Source organism: Photorhabdus noenieputensis, assembly GCF_018448935.1.
GTDB lineage: Bacteria > Pseudomonadota > Gammaproteobacteria > Enterobacterales > Enterobacteriaceae > Photorhabdus > Photorhabdus noenieputensis.
Genome location: NZ_RCWC01000006.1, coordinates 133,409 through 154,477, shown reverse-complemented (window position 1 = coordinate 154,477; position 21,069 = coordinate 133,409). Strand labels below are relative to the sequence as shown.

The following is a 21,069-nucleotide window of genomic DNA, read 5'->3' as shown; positions in this document are numbered from 1 at the left end:
AGTGGCTGGCGGTTGGTTAAATTATTACGCGGTCAGGCGTGCTGCATCTTGAGCGATCACTAATTCTTCATTGGTTGGGATTACCAAAGCAAGACGGCTGTTGTCAGTAGTGATAGCACCGGATTTACCGAAGCGAGCTGCCAGGTTACGGTCGTGATCGTATTCGAAACCTAACAGAGCCAGTTTTTTCAGTACCAGCTCACGAACCAGTGCGGAGTTTTCACCAATACCACCGGTAAAGATAATAGCATCCAAGTGACCTTCCATCAGTGCAGAGTAGGCACCAACGTATTTAGCCAGACGGTGACAGTAAACATCCATAGCGCGTTTAGCATCGGCTTTGGTTTCATAGTTATCTTCTATATAACGGCAATCACTGGTGACTTCGGTCAGACCTAGCAGGCCAGATTCTTTGGTCAACAGTTTGTTGATTTGTTCAACGCTCATGCCCAGTGAATCATGCAGGTGGAAAATGATAGCCGGATCGATGTCACCGCTACGAGTACCCATTACCAGACCTTCCAGTGGTGTCAATCCCATAGAGGTGTCAACACACTGACCATTAACGATAGCAGAGATAGAGCCACCATTACCCAGATGACAAACGATAACGTTCAGCTCTTCAACCGGTTTGTTCAGCGTTCTCGCCGCTTCACGAGAAACGAAGAAGTGGCTGGTTCCATGTGCGCCATAGCGACGAATACCATGCTCTTTATACAGGTTGTATGGCAGGGCATACAGGTAAGCCTCTTCCGGCATGGTCTGATGGAACGCGGTGTCGAATACGGCAACGTTTTTATCAGACAGGTGTGGGAACCCTTTTTTCGCTTCTTCGATACCAATCAGGTGAGCCGGGTTGTGCAATGGTGCGAATGGAACCGCATCTTTGATCCCTTGAATCACTTCATCATTGATGGTGACGGATGCTGTGAATTTTTCACCGCCGTGAACAATACGGTGGCCGATTGCGGTGATTTGATCAGAAAGTTCTGGTTTTTCCGCCAGAATAGTATTAACAATGAAGTTCAATGCTTCACTGTGGGCTGCACCAGCACCTAAAGCGGCTTCATGTTTTGCGCCATCCATTTTCCACTTAATGCGGGCTTCAGGCAGGTTAAAACATTCAGCTAGACCAGAAAGATATTCTTCACCGTTAGCAGGATCGATGATAGCAAATTTCAGAGAAGAGCTACCGCAATTGAGGACCAGTACCAGCTTACTTGACATGGAAATACCTATATCGTGTTTGTCATTGAGTCTTACAGATAAGACATGTGATTAATAAAACGTCAATTACTTATTAGCGTAGCGCGTAAGGTGATGACATTAAATGATTAACATCATGCTAAATGCAAAGAGCATGATGATAAGGTTTCGATTTTCAAAAACCCTTTTTTGCCAGCCATGATGTTAAGAGATAGCGTGATTTGTTAACAAAATGAACCTAAATGCAGTAAAAAAGGTAAAATGTGTCATTTTACTGCTGTGTATAACACAAAAGTAGATGTAGGATACCGATAGCCAGCAGTAAAGACAAAATATACTTAATCCTACAAAAAATATTTTGTCATTTACAATGTTTTTTTAAAAAATGTGTTTTTAATTGATTGAGGTCATGATGAGCGCAATACCTCCCACCAGTAATGGATGGCTGAGAAAGATGCAACTGGGACAGCAATACATGAAGACTTGGCCGATTGAGAAACAATTGGCACCCATGTTTCCCGAAAACCGGATTATTAAGGCGACCCGTTTTGGTATCCGGTTTATGCCACCGTTGGCTATTTTTACTTTGACGTGGCAAATCGCACTGGGTGGTCAGCTTGGTCCGGCGGTGGCGACGGCACTGTTTGCCTGTAGTTTACCGATGCAAGGGTTATGGTGGTTGGGGAAACGGTCATCAACACCGCTACCGGCGGCATTGCTGAAATGGTTCCATGAAATCCGCGATAAATTTGCCGCCGCCGGTATCGCAATGGCACCGGTGCAGCAAACGCCAACTTATCAATCTCTCGCAGAATTGCTGAAACGCGCGTTTAAACAACTCGATCGTTCGTTTCTCGATGATATTTAAGCCAGGAGAGACCCGTTGCTAGATTATTGCAGTCAATGTACTTATTGCAGTCAATGTACTGGAAAATCAGAAATGATAATTCATGACGAAAAGTAGGCGCATTGTTGATCGCAACTGGAGATTTTCCCTCAATAAAATGGTCTACTAGCCAAGTTTTCGATATTAACATCTTCTTCTTTGTGGATAGAGGCCATTTTGAATAGCGAACTCTTGTGGGTATTGACCCTGCTGTTGATAGCTATTGTTCTTTTTACCACTAATAAACTGCGCATGGATATTGTTGCATTATTGGTGATTATCGCATTTGTCATGAGTGGAACGTTGACGCTTGGTGAAGCGACCAGCGGTTTCAGTGATCCCAATGTGTTGTTGATAGCTGCCCTGTTTGTTATTGGTGAAGGATTGGTAAGGACTGGCGTTGCTTATCAAATGGGGGACTGGCTGGTAAGGGTTGCCGGAAACAGTGAAACTAAGATGTTGGCGTTACTGATGATGACGGTGGCGGGGCTTGGTGCTTTTATGAGCTCTACGGGCGTGGTCGCGATTTTCATTCCTGTGGTGCTCAGTGTGGCGGCAAGAATGAAAATTTCGCCGGGGCGGTTGATGATGCCTTTGAGTTTCGCTGGGCTTATCAGTGGTATGATGACCTTGGTAGCAACGCCACCCAATATGGTGGTTAACAGTGAGTTGATACGGGAAGGGCTTCCCGGTTTCAAATTTTTCTCTATTACACCTATTGGTATTTTGATTCTGTTTGCCGGTATTGGTTATATGTTGATCGCCCGCCATTGGTTGGGAAATAATCAGTCGGATAAAGGTCATGACAAATGGAATCGCAGCACCTTCCGTGACCTTATCCGCGACTATAAATTATCTGGTCGCGCACGTCGTTTGGCGATCCGCTCAGGTTCCCCGCTGATCGGTCTTTCTCTTGATGAGTCAAATTTGCGTGCCCGCTATGGGGCTAATGTCGTTGGTATTGAGCGTTGGCGACGTTTCCGACGTGTTATGGTCAGTGCAATGGGCAATACCGAATTGAGAGCGCGGGATGTGTTGCTGGTTGATATGTCAGACAGTGAAGTGGATCTGCGTGAGTTTTGCAGTGAGCAACTATTGGAGCCGATGGTGCTGCGCGGAGAGTATTTCTCTGAACAATCTCGTAATGTGGGGATGGCGGAAGTTTCTCTGATCCCGGAGTCAGATTTATTGGGTAAATCACTGCGGGAAATGTGTTTTCGTACCTGTTATGGCTTGAATGTTGTTGGTATTCGGCGTGATGGTGAATCATTGTCGGGTAAATTGGTCGATGAGCCGTTGCAACTAGGCGATATTTTGCTGGTTATTGGTGACTGGAAATTGATTCGTGTCCTGAAAACCAAAATGCGTGATTTTATTGTCCTTAATCTGCCGGTTGAGATCGAAGAGGTGGCTCCGGCAACGTCCCAAGCGCCACATGCGCTTTTGAGTTTGGCGCTGATGGTAGCCATGATGCTTACCGATGAAGTACCCAATGTGATTGCAGCGTTGATAGCCTGCCTGTTGATGGGGAAATTCCGTTGTATTGATATGGAAAGTGCGTATCGCTCTATTCATTGGCCCAGTATTATTCTGATTGTCGGAATGATGCCGTTTGCTCTGGCATTACAGAAAACCGGCGGGATTGATCTGATTGTCCGTGGCCTGATGGATATTGCGGGTGATATGGGGCCGAGGGTGATGCTGGTATGTCTGTTTGTACTTTGTGCGGTAATCGGTTTGTTTATTTCTAATACGGCAACGGCGGTATTAATGGCACCGATAGCCATTGCTGCCGCCCGTGAAATGGCAGTATCTCCGATGCCATTTGCCATGATTATTGGCGTGGCAGCTTCTGCCGCATTTATGACCCCGGTTTCATCCCCAGTGAATACGCTGGTTCTTGGCCCCGGTGGTTATAAGTTTTCCGATTTTGTCCGTTTGGGCGTACCATTCACGCTGCTGGTGATGGTGATAAGTGTGCTGGTCATACCTTGGTTGTTTCCATTTTAATGGGGAATATCAAGGCTAATTTCATCCAATGACAAGCTGAACCCCGGTACAAAAACGTTCATAAAGTAATCCATCTCCTGGCTGTGACGATCAGCCAGGGTTTTTTCAAGCCGGGTTTTCGCCAGATTGAATTCATGGTTGCCTGCCGATAACTCTTCCAGACATTTCAGATAAGCGCACAGGGAATCGGCCTGCTTAATGATAAAAGTTTCTTCTGCTGTATGCTGACTGTCATCTAGAATTGGGCGGAAATCCTCTTGCAGCTCTGCGGGCAGCATTTCCAATAATTTCTTCTGTGCGATTTTTTCTATCTTTTTGTATTCCCGTGCGATATGTGGATTGTGATATTTGACCGGGGTAGGTAAATCTCCGGTGATAACTTCGCTGGCGTCATGATACATAGCCAGCAACGCAATGCGTTCAGCATTCACATTGCCGCCAAATTTGCGGTTTTTGATAATGGCTAAGGCGTGTGCGACAAAAGCGACTTGTAGGCTGTGTTCAGACACATTTTCTGTACGTACATTGCGCATCAGAGGCCAACGGTTGATCAGTTTCAAACGGGATAGGTGGGCAAAAAAGTGGCTCATAATTATCTCTTACAGTAAACATTGTTTTTATTGTGAGCGGAGGGTGGGGTGAAGTAAACCTTAAAATCGTTTCTTATTTTTATCCCTTCATTTTATAGGGAAATATTCTACTTACCTGGCACACATTAAAATGGGTATCCAGACCGTATAGCAGGGGGGCGATATGGCTAATTTACCTTTACCGGCAATGTTATAATCGTAATGGATATATTTTTTAAAAGAAATTTATTTCCTCACTCCATTTTATATACAATTTATATACAAAAATTTCATATAATTTACAATAGGTTATTATTTATTCAGGCATTCTCTTTTATCAAGTTTAATAAATGCAATGTTTAATTCTTTTGTATCTTGCTAATGCCTTATATAATCATTGCCAAAGTTGCCCATAAAATAAAAAAATTAATCTGTGTTACCGGTAAAAAATGAAAATTTATTGGTCGTATTTTGCCGAGAATCATCATTTGGTATCAATAAAGAAAGTTATGGAAATGGTTATCAAGGATTTCTCTCTGACAGGTGAGGTTTTCATCAGTGAGGAAAAAACGGGCAGATTAGGTTTATCGAACAGGCTAGATTTATCGGACGGGTTAGAGATTTATCGGAATAGAAGAAATAGGTTTTCTTCTACACCGATAGAACGCATGGTATGAATAATCCCCGTTATCAGTAATCTCTTTCTGTGAACGGAAATTATTTTTACTGATGATATTTGCCAATAAATCGAGCGAATTTCTGAATTGCCATCTCCAGTTCGTCGAGTCTTGGTAGCGTCACAATGCGAAAATGGTCAGGCTCCGGCCAGTTAAATGCGGTTCCTTGCACTAACAAAACCTTCTCTTGTAATAAAAGGTCAAGCACCATCTTTTGGTCATCGTGAACATTAAAGCGCTTCGTATCAATTTTGGGAAACATATATAAAGCGCCTTTGGGTTTTACGCAGGAAACACCGGGGATTTGATTAATTAATTCCCATGCTCGGTTACGCTGCTCATACAAACGACCACCAGGTAAAATGAATTCACTGATACTTTGGTAACCACCTAAGGCAGTTTGAATAGCGTGTTGCATTGGCACATTGGCGCATAAACGCATTGATGCCAGCATCTCCAAACCTTCAATATAGCTCTTAGCGTGTTTCTTCGGACCGTTTAATACCATCCAGCCTTGACGAAAACCTGCTACCCGATATGTTTTCGATAGCCCGTTAAATGTTACTGTTAACAGATCAGGGGCGAGCGCGGCAATTGAATGATGCTCTGCATCGTCATATAAGATTTTGTCGTAAATCTCATCAGCAAAAATAATCAAATTGTGCTGACGGGCTATTTCAACAACTTCTAATAGCAATTCTTTGCTATATACAGCACCCGTTGGATTATTAGGGTTAATAATCACGATCCCACGTGTACGAGGCGTAATTTTGTTGCGGATATCGTTTAAGTCAGGAAACCAATCTGACGCTTCATCACACATATAATGTACGGCTTTACCGCTAGAAAGTGAAACTGCCGCGGTCCAGAGAGGATAATCAGGGGCAGGAACCAGCATTTCATCACCGGTGTTCAGTAATGCTTGCATTGCTTGAACGATTAATTCGGAAACGCCATTGCCGATATAAATATCTTCAACGGTCACATCCATCATATTCCGGGCTTGATAATGTTGCATGATAGCTTTACGTGCGGAATACAGACCTTTCGAATCTGAATAACCCTGCGCGGTTGGTAAGTTACGGATAACATCTACCAAGATTTCATCTGGCGCTTCAAAACCAAAGGGGGCTGGATTACCAATATTTAATTTGAGGACTTTATTACCTTCTTCTTCGAGGCGCTTAGCTTCCTTGAGTACGGGGCCGCGGATGTCATAACAAACATTATCCAATTTGCTGGATTTTTTAACTGCTAGCATAGAGAGTCTTACCTTATCTTGGCAAAAAAAGGGGTCGCCTGGCGCATAGTGTGTAACATTTAATGTACTCTTCCCGCTGAATGTTTTGAAGATGCATTGATATATTTGGTTAAAATGGTTGTTTTAGTAGGGAAGTTGTTATTTGAGTATCTTTTTATGTAAATTATGTTAGCGTTAAATTCTGAATTTATTTGCAGGATCAAATTTATAATCTGAATTGCGGGTGTTTTCTAGTGTGGAAATGGGGTATTTTTAACGTGATAACGGCTTGGTTGCGCCATTATGAGGAGAAAATGAGCATGGCTCAATTTGCCAATAAAAATTGTTGTGTTTGTATAATTTATTCTTATGTATAAGATTTGCCTTGAATTGGCAATTCAGAACTATATATTTTAGAAAGATCGAACAATATTTTTGATCATTTCTGGAAACTAGTTGTAAATTTATCTGAATAGGATTATTAAACATTAGTGATATTGTAGATTTTTACTTTATATTTAGTTTTTCTGATATAACTTATGTTATTCTTTGACGTGAGTCAGAAAACAAAATAACCAAACTAGAAATCACATATAGGGTGTTGTAAATAGGGATTGTCCTCAATTTATTTAGGAATCCGAGTAACTTTTGCTAACGAAGAGGAGAAAATAAAACCCGCAATGGGTTGAATAGGTAAAAAAACAGCAGTAAATCTTTGCCCTATTTAATAGAGTAGAGTACTGTCTAAGCGATGTTAATTTAATTTGATAGTGCTTACGTAAAAACACCAGGTTAGTTAGTAATTAAAATCAAAAAAAAGTGATGAATAAACAATGATAAATGCAAATCGTCCGATAATGAATCTCGATCTCGATCTGCTAAGAACTTTTGTTGCTGTTGCTGATTTAAATACTTTTGCAGCAGCGGCAGCAGCAGTATGCAGAACGCAATCGGCTGTAAGTCAGCAAATGCAACGTTTGGAGCAGTTGGTAGGCAGAGAGCTGTTTGCCCGCCACGGCCGTAATAAGCTTCTTACAGAGCATGGTCTTCAACTTCTTGGTTATGCAAGACAAATTCTGCGCGCTAACGATGATGCCAGCGCATCATTAACCTATAGCGATGCAGAAGGCGAACTAAGAATCGGTGCATCCGACGATACGGTGGATACACTGCTCCCTTTTTTGTTGAATCGCATCGCTTCTGTTTATCCGCGGATGGCAATAGATGTCCGTATAAAGCGTACTCAATTTATTGAAAGTATGCTGGATAACCATGAGATCGATTTGGCGCTCACAACTGCGAAGATCAGTCATCATCCAAGGACTGTTCTGCGCTCAACACCGGTATTATGGCATTGTGCCCCTGATTTCCAGCTACAACCAAATGAACCTGTGCCATTGGTTGTGATGGATGAAACCAACCCGTTTCGTCAGTTGGCGTTGGATACGTTGGATGAGGTGGGAGTATCGTGGCGGATTGCTTATGAAGCCGCTTCTCTGTCGGCAGTTCGCACGGCAGTGAATGCAGAAGTCGGTATTACTGCCCGTCCTCTGGAAATGCAAAATGCTGATCTGCGTATTTTAGGGGAGAGCGAAGGGCTTCCTCGTTTGCCTGAAACCCAATTCTCTCTTTATAGACATAGTAATGAACAAAATGAATCTGTTCTGACGGTTTTTAGTGCAATAGAGAATAAGAAAACGCCATACACGATATCGGGTGTTTCTGAAGAACTTCCTGATGATGACGATATTATTGGTGAATAATATCTGAAACACTTGTCTTTGCTAATACCTCCATTATGGACGGAAGGAGGTATTAGCTCCCCAGATATATTTATAAGTAATCATCAACTAAATTCATCTTATTTTGTTGTTATCGTAATCATTAAATATACGGTGGCATTTTTCTTAACACCCCCCTGATTTGGTTAACAAATTGTTATATTGTTAACAAAGTAATAATTCGCTGAATTGATGAAATAAGAATTTCTGTAGTGAACGGGAACTTTTCTTGTCGCTAATGGATAAAAAATATAATTTCTTGAGATTTGAATGAATTATCATCAGTAGTAAAATTTTTTTCTGCCAAATTGTGTACTTGATCAAAGAAATACTCCCTATGTAGCAGTGGAAAGGCAGGTTTTTCCTGAGATAATGATGTAGTAAAAGCGAGTTATCGGTTAGACTAGTTTCCGCCGCTGTTCGCATGCCAGTTGACTGACACGTTTTAGCAGTGCGGCAGCACAATCCGTTAAGACTAAGTTTGTTGTTTGTAAATAAATGTTAGATTAATTTTGTCATAACAGACAAAATATTGTTGAGAGGAGTAAAAACCAAGAAGATTCACTCCATCAATCATTGATTAACAGTGTTTCAGATTTGGTTGTTACCCCTTCCCTTGAATCGATGTGGTGCAACACTGCCAGACAAAAGAGCAGACACTTTTGACACCACTTTTGATGAGTAAGCAATGAGTATGTCAACATCCACTGAACTCTTTGCCCATCACTGGGCATTCGCGGTATTTCTTTTAGGTGCTTTCGGTCTGTGTGCTTTGATGCTGTTAGGGGCGTTTTTCTTGGGCGGGAGAGCAAAAGCCCGGGCAAAACATGTCCCTTATGAATCCGGTATTGATTCTGTCGGTAGTGCTCGTCTCCGTATGTCGGCCAAGTTCTATCTGGTCGCCATGTTCTTTGTCATCTTCGATGTTGAAGCGCTGTTTTTATATGCATGGTCAGTTTCTATCAAAGAGAGTGGCTGGTTAGGCTTTATCGAAGCAAGCATTTTCATTTTGGTGTTACTCGCAGGCTTGTTGTATCTGGTGCGTATTGGGGGGCTAAATTGGACGCCATCTCGTTCAAGCCGCCAGGTCAGTAAACCAAGTGTTGTGATTAACATTAACAATAGTCATCCGCAGTAATAGCGAGGCATTTAAAGATGGATTATACGCTCACCCGCATAGATCCGAACGGTGAGAATGACCGTTATCCCCTGCAAAAACAGGAAATTGTCGCAGACCCACTGGAGCAGCATGTCCACCGTAGTGTTTACATGGGCAAATTGGAGCATGCTCTGCATGATATGGTGAACTGGGGACGTAAAAACTCCCTTTGGCCCTACAACTTTGGTCTTTCCTGCTGTTATGTGGAAATGGCCACATCATTTACCGCTGTTCATGATGTCGCTCGTTTTGGCGCTGAAGTTTTACGTGCATCACCCCGCCAGGCGGATTTTATGGTGGTCGCTGGAACGTGTTTTACCAAAATGGCACCGGTTATTCAGCGCCTGTATGACCAGATGCTGGAGCCGAAGTGGGTTATCTCTATGGGAGCCTGCGCCAACTCTGGTGGCATGTATGATATTTACTCCGTAGTGCAAGGCGTCGATAAATTTATCCCTGTTGATGTTTATATTCCTGGCTGTCCTCCCCGTCCTGAAGCTTATATGCAAGCTCTGATGTTGTTGCAGGAGTCGATCGGCAAAGAGCGTCGTCCACTGTCTTGGGTGGTGGGAGATCAAGGGGTTTACCGTGCCAATATGCAGTCAGAAAGAGAACGTAAGCACGGGGAACGTATCGCAGTGAAAAACCTGCGTACGCCAGACGAAGTTTAAGAATCTGTCTGTTAGACAGTAGGCGTGACTAAAGTAGCCTAATGAATGTAACCAGAGCAATGTGTTGCGATACTAATCCTGATCAAAACGAACACTGATCAAAGCGTTGTGGTGAAAAATGATGATAGATCAGATAGCGCAAGAAAGCGCCCGGCCTGCGTGGCAAACTCACGACCATCTTGATGATCCGGTTGTGAGTGAGCTGCGTAACCACTTTGGCCCGGATGCCTTTACTGTTCAGCCAACCCGTACTGGTATACCCGTTGTTTGGGTGAAGCGTGAACAATTACTGGAAGTAATGACTTTCCTGAAGAAACTGCCTAAACCTTATGTCATGCTGTTCGATTTGCATGGCATGGATGAGCGCCAGCGTACTCACCGCCAGGGTCTGCCAGAGGCAGATTTTTCTGTGTTTTATCACCTGCTTTCTATTGAGCGTAACCGCGATGTTATGTTGAAGGTTGCACTTAGTGAAAAAGACCTGAATCTCCCGACTGCAACTCCTCTGTTTCCAAATGCCAACTGGTATGAACGTGAAACATGGGAAATGTTTGGCGTTGTCTTTAACGGCCATCCAAACCTGCGTCGTATTATGTTGCCGCCGACTTGGGAAGGGCATCCGCTGCGTAAGGATTATCCCGCTCGTGCGACGGAATTTGATCCTTTTGAACTGACCAGACAGAAAGAAGATCTGGAAATGGAAGCGCTGACTTTCAAACCAGAAGAGTGGGGAATGAAACGGGGTACCGAGAATGAGGACTTTATGTTCCTTAACCTTGGTCCTAACCATCCCTCTTCTCATGGTGCGTTCCGTATCATCCTGCAACTGGATGGTGAAGAGATTGTCGATTGTGTCCCGGATATTGGTTATCACCATCGTGGCGCGGAGAAGATGGGAGAGCGACAATCTTGGCACAGTTATATTCCCTATACAGACCGTATTGAATACTTAGGCGGTTGTGTTAACGAGATGCCTTATGTGCTGGCGGTGGAGAAACTGGCGGGAATTGAAGTGCCTGACCGGGTAAAAACCATTCGCGTCATGTTGTCGGAATTGTTCCGCATTAACAGCCACCTACTCTACATCTCGACCTTCATTCAGGACGTTGGCGGGATGACACCGGTATTCTTCGCCTTTACTGACCGCCAGAAAGTGTATGATCTGGTGGAGGCGATTACCGGTTTCCGTATGCACCCGGCGTGGTTCCGCATTGGCGGTGTTGCTCATGACTTGCCGCGTGGTTGGGATAGATTATTGCGCGATTTCCTGAACTGGATGCCTAAACGCCTTGATTCCTATGTGAAAGCAGCGCTGAAAAACAGCATCCTGAAAGGCCGTTCTATTGGGGTTGCCGCGTATAATTCCAAACAAGCCCTTGAATGGGGCACCACTGGCGCTGGGTTGCGGGCGACGGGTATCGCGTTTGATGTGCGTAAATGGCGTCCATACTCCGGCTATGAAAATTTCGATTTCGACGTGCCGATTGGTAATAACGGCGACTGTTATGACCGTGTGATGTTGAAAGTGGAGGAAGTGCGTCAGAGCTTGCGAATCTTGAAACAGTGTCTGGATAATATGCCAGAAGGCCCCTTCAAAGCCGATCATCCACTGACGACGCCACCACCCAAAGAGCGTACTTTGCAGCATATTGAGACTATGATTAACCACTTTTTGCAAGTGTCATGGGGACCAGTAATGCCGGCAAATGAATCTTTCCAAATGATTGAGGCCACCAAAGGCATCAACAGCTATTACCTCACCAGTGACGGCAGTACTGTGAGTTACCGTACCCGTGTCCGTACACCGAGTTATCCGCATTTGCAGCAGATCCCATCGGTAATCCGCGGTAGCTTAGTTTCTGACCTGATCGTGTATCTGGGCAGTATCGATTTTGTTATGTCTGATGTGGATCGCTAACTATGCAAAGTGAAATTAACGCGAGTGCTCAACAAGCGCGCCTTGATGTGGTTAACGTAACAGAGTCTCAGGCAAAAGCAGATTTTGTGCTGAGCACTGAAGAGCACGATGCTATTGAGCACGAAAAACACCACTACGAAGATCCGCGCGCCGCTTCGATAGAAGCATTGAAAATTGTACAGAAACATCGTGGTTGGGTACCGGATGGTGCTATTTACGCGATTGCTGATGTGCTTGGTATTCCCGCTAGTGATGTGGAAGGTGTGGCAACATTTTACAGCCAGATTTATCGTCAACCTGTGGGCCGCCATATTATTCGTTATTGTGACAGTGTGGTTTGTCATATTACCGGTTATCAGGATGTCCAGGCTGCGATTGAAAAACATCTGAATATCTGTCCGGGGCAGACAACGAAAGATGGGCGTTTTACGCTGTTGCCAACCTGTTGTCTGGGTAACTGTGACAAAGGCCCGACCATGATGATCGATGACGATACGCACAGTTCTGTCAGACCTGAAGAGATTGAAAAGTTACTGGAGCAGTATCCATGACAGCATATTCAGGAATAAAAGAAATTATTCGTACTGAGGAAAACCATCCTCTTACCTGGCGTTTACGGGATGATAAACAACCGGTATGGTTGGATGAGTACCGTAGCAAAAGTGGTTATCGTGGTGCTGAAAAAGCACTGAAAAGCATGTCCCCAGATGAAGTGGTTTCTCTGGTAAAAGACGCTGGGCTGAAAGGCCGTGGCGGTGCAGGTTTCTCTACTGGTTTGAAGTGGAGCCTGATGCCAAAAGATGAAAGCATGAATATCCGTTATCTGCTATGTAATGCAGATGAAATGGAGCCGGGTACTTACAAAGATCGCTTGCTGATGGAGCAACTTCCTCACTTGCTGGTGGAAGGGATGTTGATCAGTGCCTTTGCCTTGAAAGCTTATCGTGGCTATATCTTCCTGCGTGGTGAATATGTGGAAGCGGCCGTGCATCTGCGTAAAGCCATCGAAGAAGCTAAGGCCGCGGGTTTGTTGGGTAAAAACATTATGGGCAGCGGCTTTGATTTTGAGTTGTTTGTTCATACCGGCGCAGGGCGTTATATCTGCGGTGAAGAAACCGCGCTGATTAACTCACTGGAAGGTCGCCGAGCTAATCCTCGTTCAAAACCGCCATTTCCAGCCACTTCCGGCGCATGGGGTAAGCCTACTTGCGTCAACAACGTTGAAACCTTGTGCAACGTTCCTTCAATTCTCGAATACGGTAAAGAGTGGTATATCGGTCTAAGTGCGGGCAAGAGTAAAGATGCCGGTACCAAACTGATGGGGTTCTCCGGCCGGGTGAAAAATCCGGGCTTGTGGGAGTTGCCATTTGGTACGACTGCCCGTGAAATTCTTGAAGATTATGCCGGCGGTATGCGTGACGGCTTGAAATTCAAAGCATGGCAGCCAGGTGGGGCAGGGACTGACTTTCTGACCGCTGAACATTTGGATCTGCCAATGGATTTCGAAAATATCGCTAAAGCGGGCAGCCGCTTGGGCACTGCCTTGGCAATGGCGGTTGACCATGAAATTAACATGGTTTCTTTAACCCGTAATCTTGAAGAGTTCTTTTCCCGTGAATCTTGCGGCTGGTGTACGCCATGTCGTGACGGGTTGCCGTGGAGCGTGAAAATCCTGCGTGCAATAGAGCGTGGGGAAGGGCAACCGGGGGATATTGAAACGTTGGAACAGCTCTGTCGCTTCCTTGGGCCAGGTAATACATTCTGTGCTCACGCACCAGGGGCCGTGGAACCACTACAGAGTGCCATCAAATATTTCCGTGATGAATTCGAAGCTGGAATTGTGACTAAGGACTATGGGAATACCCATTTCATTACGGGCATCCAGTCAAACCTGTTGAAACAGCGTTGGTAATGGGTTCTTCACGAGATTAGCAGAATTTTTGATTAACACTTGCTGAACAGCAGGTCATTTGGAAGCATGCTGACTATGGCTACGATACATGTAGACGGCAAAAAATATGATGTAGACGGGGCTGATAACCTGTTACAAGCCTGCCTCTCTTTGGGGTTGGATATTCCTTATTTTTGCTGGCATCCAGCGCTTGGAAGCGTTGGCGCTTGCCGCCAGTGTGCGGTGAAGCAATATCAAAACGCGGATGATACGCGCGGTCGTCTGATAATGTCCTGTATGACTCCGGCAGCGGATGGCACTTTCATCTCGATTGATGATGAAGAGGCTAAAAAGTTCCGTGAGAGTGTGGTTGAGTGGTTGATGACTAACCATCCGCACGATTGCCCGGTGTGTGAAGAAGGGGGCAACTGCCACTTACAGGATATGACCGTGATGACCGGTCATACATTCCGTAAATACCGTTTCACTAAGCGTACTCATAACAATCAGGAATTGGGGCCGTTTATTTCTCATGAAATGAACCGCTGTATTGCCTGTTATCGTTGTGTGCGTTACTACAAAGATTACGCCGACGGCACTGATTTTGGTGTCTATGGCGCTCACGATAATATCTATTTTGGTCGCCCTGAAAGCGGAACGCTGGAAAGTGAGTTCTCCGGTAACTTGGTAGAAATCTGTCCAACCGGGGTATTTACTGATAAAACCCACTCTGAACGTTATAACCGCAAATGGGATATGCAGTTTGCGCCAAGTATTTGCCAACAGTGCAGCATTGGTTGCAACACCAGCCCAGGAGAGCGTTATGGTGAATTACGCCGTATCGAGAACCGTTATAACGGGACGGTAAACCACTATTTTATGTGTGACCGCGGTCGTTTCGGTTACGGTTATGTCAACCGTAAAGATCGCCCTCGTCAGCCACAACAACTGCGTGGCGATCACTGGATCGCGCTTAACGCTGAACAGGCCATGCAGGGTGGGGCGGATATTTTACGTCAGGCGAAAAATGCCATCGGTATTGGTTCCCCTCGCGCTAGTCTGGAAAGTAATTTTGCCCTGCGTGAACTGGTGGGCGCGGAAAACTTCTATAGTGGGATTGCTGCGGCTGAACAACAACGTCTTGATATGATGTTGGAAATTCTGCAACAGGGTGGTGTTTATACCCCGTCGCTGCGTGAAATTGAAAGCTATGATGCGGTACTGATTTTAGGTGAAGATCTAACGCAAACCGGCGCTCGGATGGCATTGGCAGTTCGTCAAGCTGTGAAAGGCAAAGCCCGCGAAATGGCGGCTGCCCAGAAAGTTGCTGATTGGCAAATTGCCGCGGTGATGAATATTGGTCAGCGTGCGAAATATCCCCTGTTTGTGACCAATGTGGATGATACTCGTCTGGATGATATCGCCGCATGGAATTATCGTGCACCGGTTGATGATCAGGCGCGTTTTGGTTTTGCCATCGCTCATGCATTGGATAACACTGCGCCGGCAGTCGAGAATTTGCCTGACGAACTGAAAGCTAAAGTGGAAATGGTTGCGCAAGCACTGATTGGCGCGAAGAAACCGCTGATTATTAGCGGCAGTAACGTCGGCAGTGATGCGATTATTCAAGCTGCGGCTAATGTTGCTTGGGCACTGAAAGACCGAGGTTCAGATGTCGGTTTGTCGTTTGTTGCAATCTATGCAAATAGTATTGGATTGGCAATGATGGAGGCTCAGCCACTGGATATTGCGCTGCAACGGATAAGCAGTGGTGAATCTGATACGGCTATCGTGATGGAAAATGATCTCTATCGGCATGCCGCAGCAGATAAGGTAGATGATGCACTGAACAAGCTGAAAAACTTGGTTGTAGTTGATCATCAACGCACGGCCATCATGGATAAAGCTCATTTGATTCTTCCAGCTTCTAGCTTTGCAGAAAGTGACGGTACGCTGGTAAATCAGGAAGGCCGGGCGCAGCGCTATTTCCAAGTTTTCGAACCTTCTTTCTACGACAAATCGGTGGTAATGCTGGAGAGTTGGCGTTGGTTGCACTCCTTGCATACAACTTATACTGAACGCCATTTAGATTGGACGCAGCTTGACCATGTTATTGATGCCTGTGTTGAAACAATGCCACAGCTTAAAGGCATTGTTGATGCAGCGCCTGATTCTACATTCCGTATCCGCGGTCAGAAACTGGCACGTTCACCGCATCGTTACAGTGGTCGTACTGCTATGCTGGCGAATCTCAGCGTACATGAGCAACGTCAGCCGCAGGATGTCGATTCGCCATTTGCTTTCTCAATGGAAGGTAACAATAGCCCTAATGCCTATCGTCAGCAGGTGCCATTTGCATGGGCACCGGGCTGGAACTCACCACAGGCTTGGAACAAATTCCAGGCAGAGGTAGGTGGTCATCTGCGCTTTGGCGATCCTGGTGTGCGTCTGATTGAAACCACTGACGGTGGTTTGAACTATTTTGATCAGATCCCGACAGCCTTTACTGCACAAAATAACCAATGGACAGTGGCTCCTTACCATCACTTGTTTGGTAGTGAAGAGTTAACTCAGCGTTCCGATGTGATTCAGGAACGTATGCCGGAGCCTTATGTGATGCTCAATAGCAAAGATGCGGATCAATTGGGTGTGAAAGCGGGTTCTGTTCTGGAGTTTGATTGTTTTGGTCAGCAACTGCGTCTGGCAGTTCGTCTGAGTGAAAGTCTTGCTCAAGGGCAAATCGGTTTGCCAATGGGAATGCCGGGTATCCCTCCGGTATTGGCAGGTGTTTCCGTGAATAATTTGCGGGAGGTTGCATAATGAGTTGGTTAACCCCCGAAATTATTGATGTGCTGATTGCTGTTCTGAAAGCCGTGGTGATCCTAGTAGTGGTGGTTATCTGCGGGGCTTTGATGAGCTTTGGTGAACGTCGTTTGTTAGGGCTGTTTCAAAACCGTTATGGACCAAACCGTGTAGGTTGGGGCGGGTCGTTACAGATCGTCGCTGACATGATCAAAATGTTCTTCAAAGAGGACTGGGTACCCCGGTTTGCCGACAGAATGATCTTTACCTTAGCACCGGTGATTGGTTTCGTTTCTCTGTTGCTGGCATTTGCCATTGTGCCGATCACGCCGACTTGGATGGCCGCTGATCTGAACATCGGTATTTTGTTCTTCATGATGATGGCGGGTCTGGCTGTCTATGCGGTGCTGTTTGCTGGATGGTCAAGTAACAACAAATACTCATTACTGGGGGCGATGCGTGCTTCCGCGCAGACACTGAGTTACGAAGTGTTTATTGGCCTCTCTTTTATGGGCGTTGTGGCGCAGGCAGATTCCTTCAATATGGTGGATATCGTCAATGCACAAGAGCATATGTGGAATGTCATTCCTCAGTTCTTTGGCTTCTTGACTTTTGCTATCGCGGGTGTGGCGGTGTGTCACCGTCATCCATTTGACCAGCCGGAAGCAGAACAGGAGCTAGCTGACGGTTATCATATTGAATATTCCGGTATGAAATTCGGTCTGTTCTTCGTTGGTGAATATATCGGTATTGTCACGGTTTCTGCCCTGATTGTGACAATGTTCTTTGGTGGTTGGCATGGTCCGTTCTTGCCGCCGTTTGTCTGGTTTGCGTTGAAAACGGCATTCTTCATGGTGATGTTTATCCTGATACGTGCCTCTTTACCACGTCCGCGTTATGACCAGGTGATGGCATTTGGCTGGAAAGTCTGTCTGCCGCTGACCTTACTTAACCTGCTGGCAACTGCGGCAGTGATTTTGTACAACGCTCAATAAGGGGGGAATGAACCATGACATTAAAAGAGTTAGTGGTTGGTTTTGCCACCCAGGTACGCAGTATTTGGATGATTGGCTTGCATGCCTTTCATAAGCGCGAAACCCAAATGTATCCAGAGGAACCGGTTTATCTGCCACCCCGTTACCGTGGCCGTATTGTGCTGACGCGCGATCCGGACGGTGAAGAGCGTTGTGTTGCCTGTAACCTGTGTGCGGCGGTGTGTCCGGTGGGATGTATCTCACTGCAAAAAGCTGAACATAAAGATGGTCGTTGGTATCCAGAATTTTTCCGCATTAACTTCTCACGCTGTATTTTCTGTGGCTTATGTGAAGAAGCTTGCCCGACTACTGCGATCCAATTAACGCCGGATTTTGAAATGGGGGAATTTAAGCGCCAGGATCTGGTGTATGAAAAAGAGGACCTGACGATTTCAGGTCCGGGTAAATATCCTGATTATAACTTTTACCGTAAGACAGGTATGGCGATTGACGGCAAATCGAAAGGTGAAGCCGACAATGAAGCCAAACCTATCGACGTTAAAAGCCTGTTGCCGTAAGGAGCGATATTCATGGAATTTACGTTTTATACTGCCGGGTTGATTGCCATATTGGCAACTATCAGGGTGATTACCCATACCAATCCGATACACGCGCTTTTGTATCTGATTGTCTCTCTGCTGGCACTTTCAGCGGTGTTTTTTTCGCTTGGTGCTTACTTTGCCGGTGCGCTAGAGATCATCGTTTACGCCGGGGCCATTATGGTGCTGTTCGTTTTCGTGGTGATGATGCTTAACCTTGGCAAATCTGTGGTTGAACAAGAGCGTGTCTGGTTGAAACCGAAGACTTGGATCGGTCCGGGGATACTGTCAGCCGTGCTACTTGTTGTGCTGGTGTATACCATTATCAATGTTTCTCATGGCGATATTGCCGACAATATCACAGGTGAAGTTATCAGTGCCAAAGAAGTGGGTATCAGTTTGTTTGGTCCGTATGTATTGGCCGTTGAACTGGCTTCTTTGCTATTACTTGCCGGTATGGTAGTGGCGTATCACATAGGCCGTGAGCATAAACAGGGTGAAGTGCTCAGCAACCGAAATGCGGAGGAACAACCATGATACCTCTTCAACATGGACTGATTTTGGCGGCAATTCTATTTGTGTTGGGCCTGACCGGGCTCATTATCCGCCGTAATCTGTTGTTTATGTTAATTGGGCTCGAAGTGATGATTAATGCTGCGGCTTTGGCTTTTGTTGTGGTAGGCAGCTATTGGGGCCAGCCAGATGGTCAGGTGATGTTTATTTTGGCTATCAGCTTAGCGGCAGCCGAGGCGAGTATTGGCCTGGCGCTGTTATTGCAGCTCTATCGTCGTCGCCAGAATCTGAATATTGATACAGTCAGTGAGATGCGCGGATGAACTTACTCTATTTAACAATTCTGCTGCCACTGCTGGGATTTTTGCTGTTGGCATTTTCCCGTGGCCGCTGGTCTGAAAATACATCAGCTACCATTGGGATTAGTTCTGTTGGTTTGGCTGCGTTGGTGACCTTATGGGTTGCTATCGATTTCAACAGCCAAAATGGTGCAGGTGATCTGGTTTACAGTCAGAACCTATGGAACTGGATGGAAGTTGGGAATTTCAGTATCCCATTCACTCTGGTTCTTGATGGTTTATCGCTTACCATGTTGAGTGTGGTGACTGGTGTTGGTTTCCTGATCCATATGTATGCCTCGTGGTATATGCGTGGTGAAGAGGGTTATTCCCGTTTCTTCGCTTATACCAACCTGTTTATTGCCAGCATGGTGATACTGGTTCTGGCAGATAACATGATGCTGATGTATCTCGGTTGGGAAGGGGTAGGGTTGTGCAGTTATCTGCTGATTGGCTTCTACTATACCAACCCGGCGAATGGTGCCGCGGCAATGAAAGCCTTTGTTGTTACCCGTGTGGGTGACGTCTTCTTGGCTATCGGCATGTTCATTCTGTATGACAATCTGGGAACGTTGAACTTCCGCGAGCTGGCGATTTTGGCACCGCAGCATCTAGAAGCGGGTTCTTCGGCGATTACTTGGGCAACCCTGATGTTGTTGGGGGGAGCGGTAGGTAAATCAGCCCAATTGCCGTTACAAACTTGGTTGGCCGATGCGATGGCCGGTCCGACACCAGTTTCCGCGCTGATTCATGCTGCAACGATGGTAACCGCTGGGGTTTACTTGGTTGCACGCAGTCACGGTCTATTCCTGATGGCACCGGAAATCCTGCAACTGGTTGGCACTATCGGCGCTATCACGCTGGTGTTGGCTGGTTTTGCCGCGTTAGTGCAAACTGATATTAAGCGAGTATTGGCTTACTCAACCATGAGCCAGATTGGCTACATGTTCTTAGCGTTGGGGGTTCAGGCGTGGGATGCAGCAATTTTCCACCTGATGACTCACGCTTTCTTTAAGGCGCTGTTGTTCCTGGCATCGGGTTCCGTCATCTTGGCCTGTCACCACGAGCAGAATATTTTCAAAATGGGAGGATTGCGTAAATCCATTCCATTGGTTTATGTCTGTTTCTTGGTGGGTGGCGCGGCGTTATCCGCGTTGCCAATTGTCACCGCCGGTTTTTACAGTAAAGATGAAATTCTGTGGGGAGCGATGTCACATGGTCATATCAACCTAATGCTGGCTGGTCTGGCGGGGGCGTTTATGACTTCCTTGTATACCTTCCGCATGATTTTCATCGTATTCCACGGTGAGGCGAAAACCAAAGCCCATCCTGTTAAAGGTATTACCCATCACCTGCCGTTACTGGTATTGCTGGTGCTTTCCACCTTTGTGGGCGCACTGATTGTGCCGCCATTAGCGGGTGTGTTGCCGGGAAGCCATGCAACGGATCACACAGGCAAAATGACCTTGGAAGTGGTTTCTGGCGTGATCGCTGTGGCGGGTATTTTGTTGGCAATGGCACTGTATTTGGGTAAACGTCAGTTAGTGAATGGTGTGGCGAAAAGTGCTCCGGGGCGTTTCTTCTCCGTATGGTGGTTTAATGCTTGGGGCTTTGATGTTCTCTATGACTGGATATTTGTTAAGCCGTTCAAGAACATTACACATGTATTGCGAAACGATCCGCTAAATTCACTGATGAATATTCCTGCGGTGTTATCACGCTGGAGTAACAAAGGTCTTAGCCTGAGTGAAAATGGACAGGTCCGTTGGTACGTTGCCTCTATGGGGTTGGGTGCAGTGCTGGTTTTAGCTCTGTTGCTACTGGTTTAATTTAAG

The 21,069-nt window shown here is 45.8% G+C and carries 17 protein-coding genes; 14 read left to right on the top strand and 3 right to left on the bottom strand.

Translation table 11 applies throughout. The features are described 5' to 3' along the window. Nucleotides 1-24 precede the first annotated feature (24 nt). The gene (ackA, locus tag EAE91_RS07070) at nt 25-1,227 is read right to left on the bottom strand and encodes an acetate kinase (RefSeq protein ID WP_214087857.1); all 1,203 of its coding nucleotides are present in this window, start codon (nt 1,225-1,227) and stop codon (nt 25-27) included. Nucleotides 1,228-1,618: 391 nt separating this feature from the next. On the opposite strand from ackA, the gene yfbV reads away from it, so the two are divergent. Next, entirely contained in the window at nt 1,619-2,074 is a 456-nt protein-coding gene (gene yfbV / locus EAE91_RS07065) for a terminus macrodomain insulation protein YfbV (RefSeq protein WP_214087856.1), read from the top strand. 195 nt (nt 2,075-2,269) lie between these two features. Then, the gene (locus tag EAE91_RS07060; RefSeq protein ID WP_214087855.1) at nt 2,270-4,102 is read left to right on the top strand and encodes an SLC13 family permease; all 1,833 of its coding nucleotides are present in this window, start codon (nt 2,270-2,272) and stop codon (nt 4,100-4,102) included. On the opposite strand, the gene yfbR is transcribed toward EAE91_RS07060, so the two are convergent. Together yfbR and EAE91_RS07050 are read right to left on the bottom strand one after the other, a co-directional pair. Beyond that, on the bottom strand, nt 4,099-4,692 hold the full coding sequence (gene yfbR, locus EAE91_RS07055) for a 5'-deoxynucleotidase (protein ID WP_214087854.1): 594 nt from the start codon (nt 4,690-4,692) through the stop codon (nt 4,099-4,101). The two genes, EAE91_RS07060 and yfbR, sit on opposite strands and share 4 nt — an antisense overlap. A 702-nt stretch (nt 4,693-5,394) precedes the next feature. Further along, entirely contained in the window at nt 5,395-6,609 is a 1,215-nt protein-coding gene (locus EAE91_RS07050) for a pyridoxal phosphate-dependent aminotransferase (RefSeq protein WP_214087853.1), read from the bottom strand. Between the two features lie 812 nt (nt 6,610-7,421). On the opposite strand from EAE91_RS07050, the gene hexA reads away from it, so the two are divergent. From hexA to nuoL, 12 genes are all read left to right on the top strand, one after another. Next, nucleotides 7,422-8,351, top strand: coding sequence for a transcriptional regulator HexA (gene hexA / locus EAE91_RS07045; RefSeq protein WP_214087852.1), 930 nt, complete (start codon nt 7,422-7,424; stop codon nt 8,349-8,351). Between the two features lie 706 nt (nt 8,352-9,057). Then, on the top strand, nt 9,058-9,507 hold the full coding sequence (locus EAE91_RS07040) for an NADH-quinone oxidoreductase subunit A (protein WP_214087851.1): 450 nt from the start codon (nt 9,058-9,060) through the stop codon (nt 9,505-9,507). Between the two features lie 17 nt (nt 9,508-9,524). Beyond that, complete coding sequence (locus tag EAE91_RS07035; protein ID WP_214087850.1) at nt 9,525-10,199, top strand: NuoB/complex I 20 kDa subunit family protein; 675 nt, start codon at nt 9,525-9,527, stop codon at nt 10,197-10,199. 118 nt (nt 10,200-10,317) lie between these two features. Further along, complete coding sequence (nuoC, locus tag EAE91_RS07030; RefSeq protein ID WP_214087849.1) at nt 10,318-12,117, top strand: NADH-quinone oxidoreductase subunit C/D; 1,800 nt, start codon at nt 10,318-10,320, stop codon at nt 12,115-12,117. A gap of 2 nt (nt 12,118-12,119) precedes the next feature. After that, a complete protein-coding gene (gene nuoE, locus EAE91_RS07025) occupies nt 12,120-12,668 on the top strand; it encodes an NADH-quinone oxidoreductase subunit NuoE (RefSeq protein ID WP_011147303.1) in 549 nt (182 codons plus the stop codon). Continuing rightward, complete coding sequence (gene nuoF, locus EAE91_RS07020) at nt 12,665-14,029, top strand: NADH-quinone oxidoreductase subunit NuoF (RefSeq protein WP_036781369.1); 1,365 nt, start codon at nt 12,665-12,667, stop codon at nt 14,027-14,029. The genes nuoE and nuoF overlap by 4 nt, the downstream gene beginning before the upstream one ends. A 75-nt stretch (nt 14,030-14,104) precedes the next feature. Further along, nucleotides 14,105-16,828: an NADH-quinone oxidoreductase subunit NuoG gene (nuoG, locus tag EAE91_RS07015; protein WP_214087848.1), complete on the top strand. Its 2,724-nt coding sequence runs from the start codon at nt 14,105-14,107 to the stop codon at nt 16,826-16,828. Then, a complete protein-coding gene (nuoH, locus tag EAE91_RS07010; RefSeq protein ID WP_214053824.1) occupies nt 16,828-17,805 on the top strand; it encodes an NADH-quinone oxidoreductase subunit NuoH in 978 nt (325 codons plus the stop codon). The genes nuoG and nuoH overlap by 1 nt, the downstream gene beginning before the upstream one ends. A gap of 14 nt (nt 17,806-17,819) precedes the next feature. Continuing rightward, nucleotides 17,820-18,362 (top strand): NADH-quinone oxidoreductase subunit NuoI, encoded by a 543-nt coding sequence (gene nuoI / locus EAE91_RS07005; RefSeq protein WP_058588749.1) that lies wholly within the window; start codon nt 17,820-17,822, stop codon nt 18,360-18,362. A gap of 12 nt (nt 18,363-18,374) precedes the next feature. Further along, entirely contained in the window at nt 18,375-18,920 is a 546-nt protein-coding gene (nuoJ, locus tag EAE91_RS07000; RefSeq protein WP_214087847.1) for an NADH-quinone oxidoreductase subunit J, read from the top strand. Further along, complete coding sequence (nuoK, locus tag EAE91_RS06995; protein WP_011147297.1) at nt 18,917-19,219, top strand: NADH-quinone oxidoreductase subunit NuoK; 303 nt, start codon at nt 18,917-18,919, stop codon at nt 19,217-19,219. The genes nuoJ and nuoK overlap by 4 nt, the downstream gene beginning before the upstream one ends. Then, a complete protein-coding gene (gene nuoL / locus EAE91_RS06990; RefSeq protein ID WP_214087846.1) occupies nt 19,216-21,063 on the top strand; it encodes an NADH-quinone oxidoreductase subunit L in 1,848 nt (615 codons plus the stop codon). The genes nuoK and nuoL overlap by 4 nt, the downstream gene beginning before the upstream one ends. The last annotated feature ends 6 nt before the right edge of the window (nt 21,064-21,069 follow it).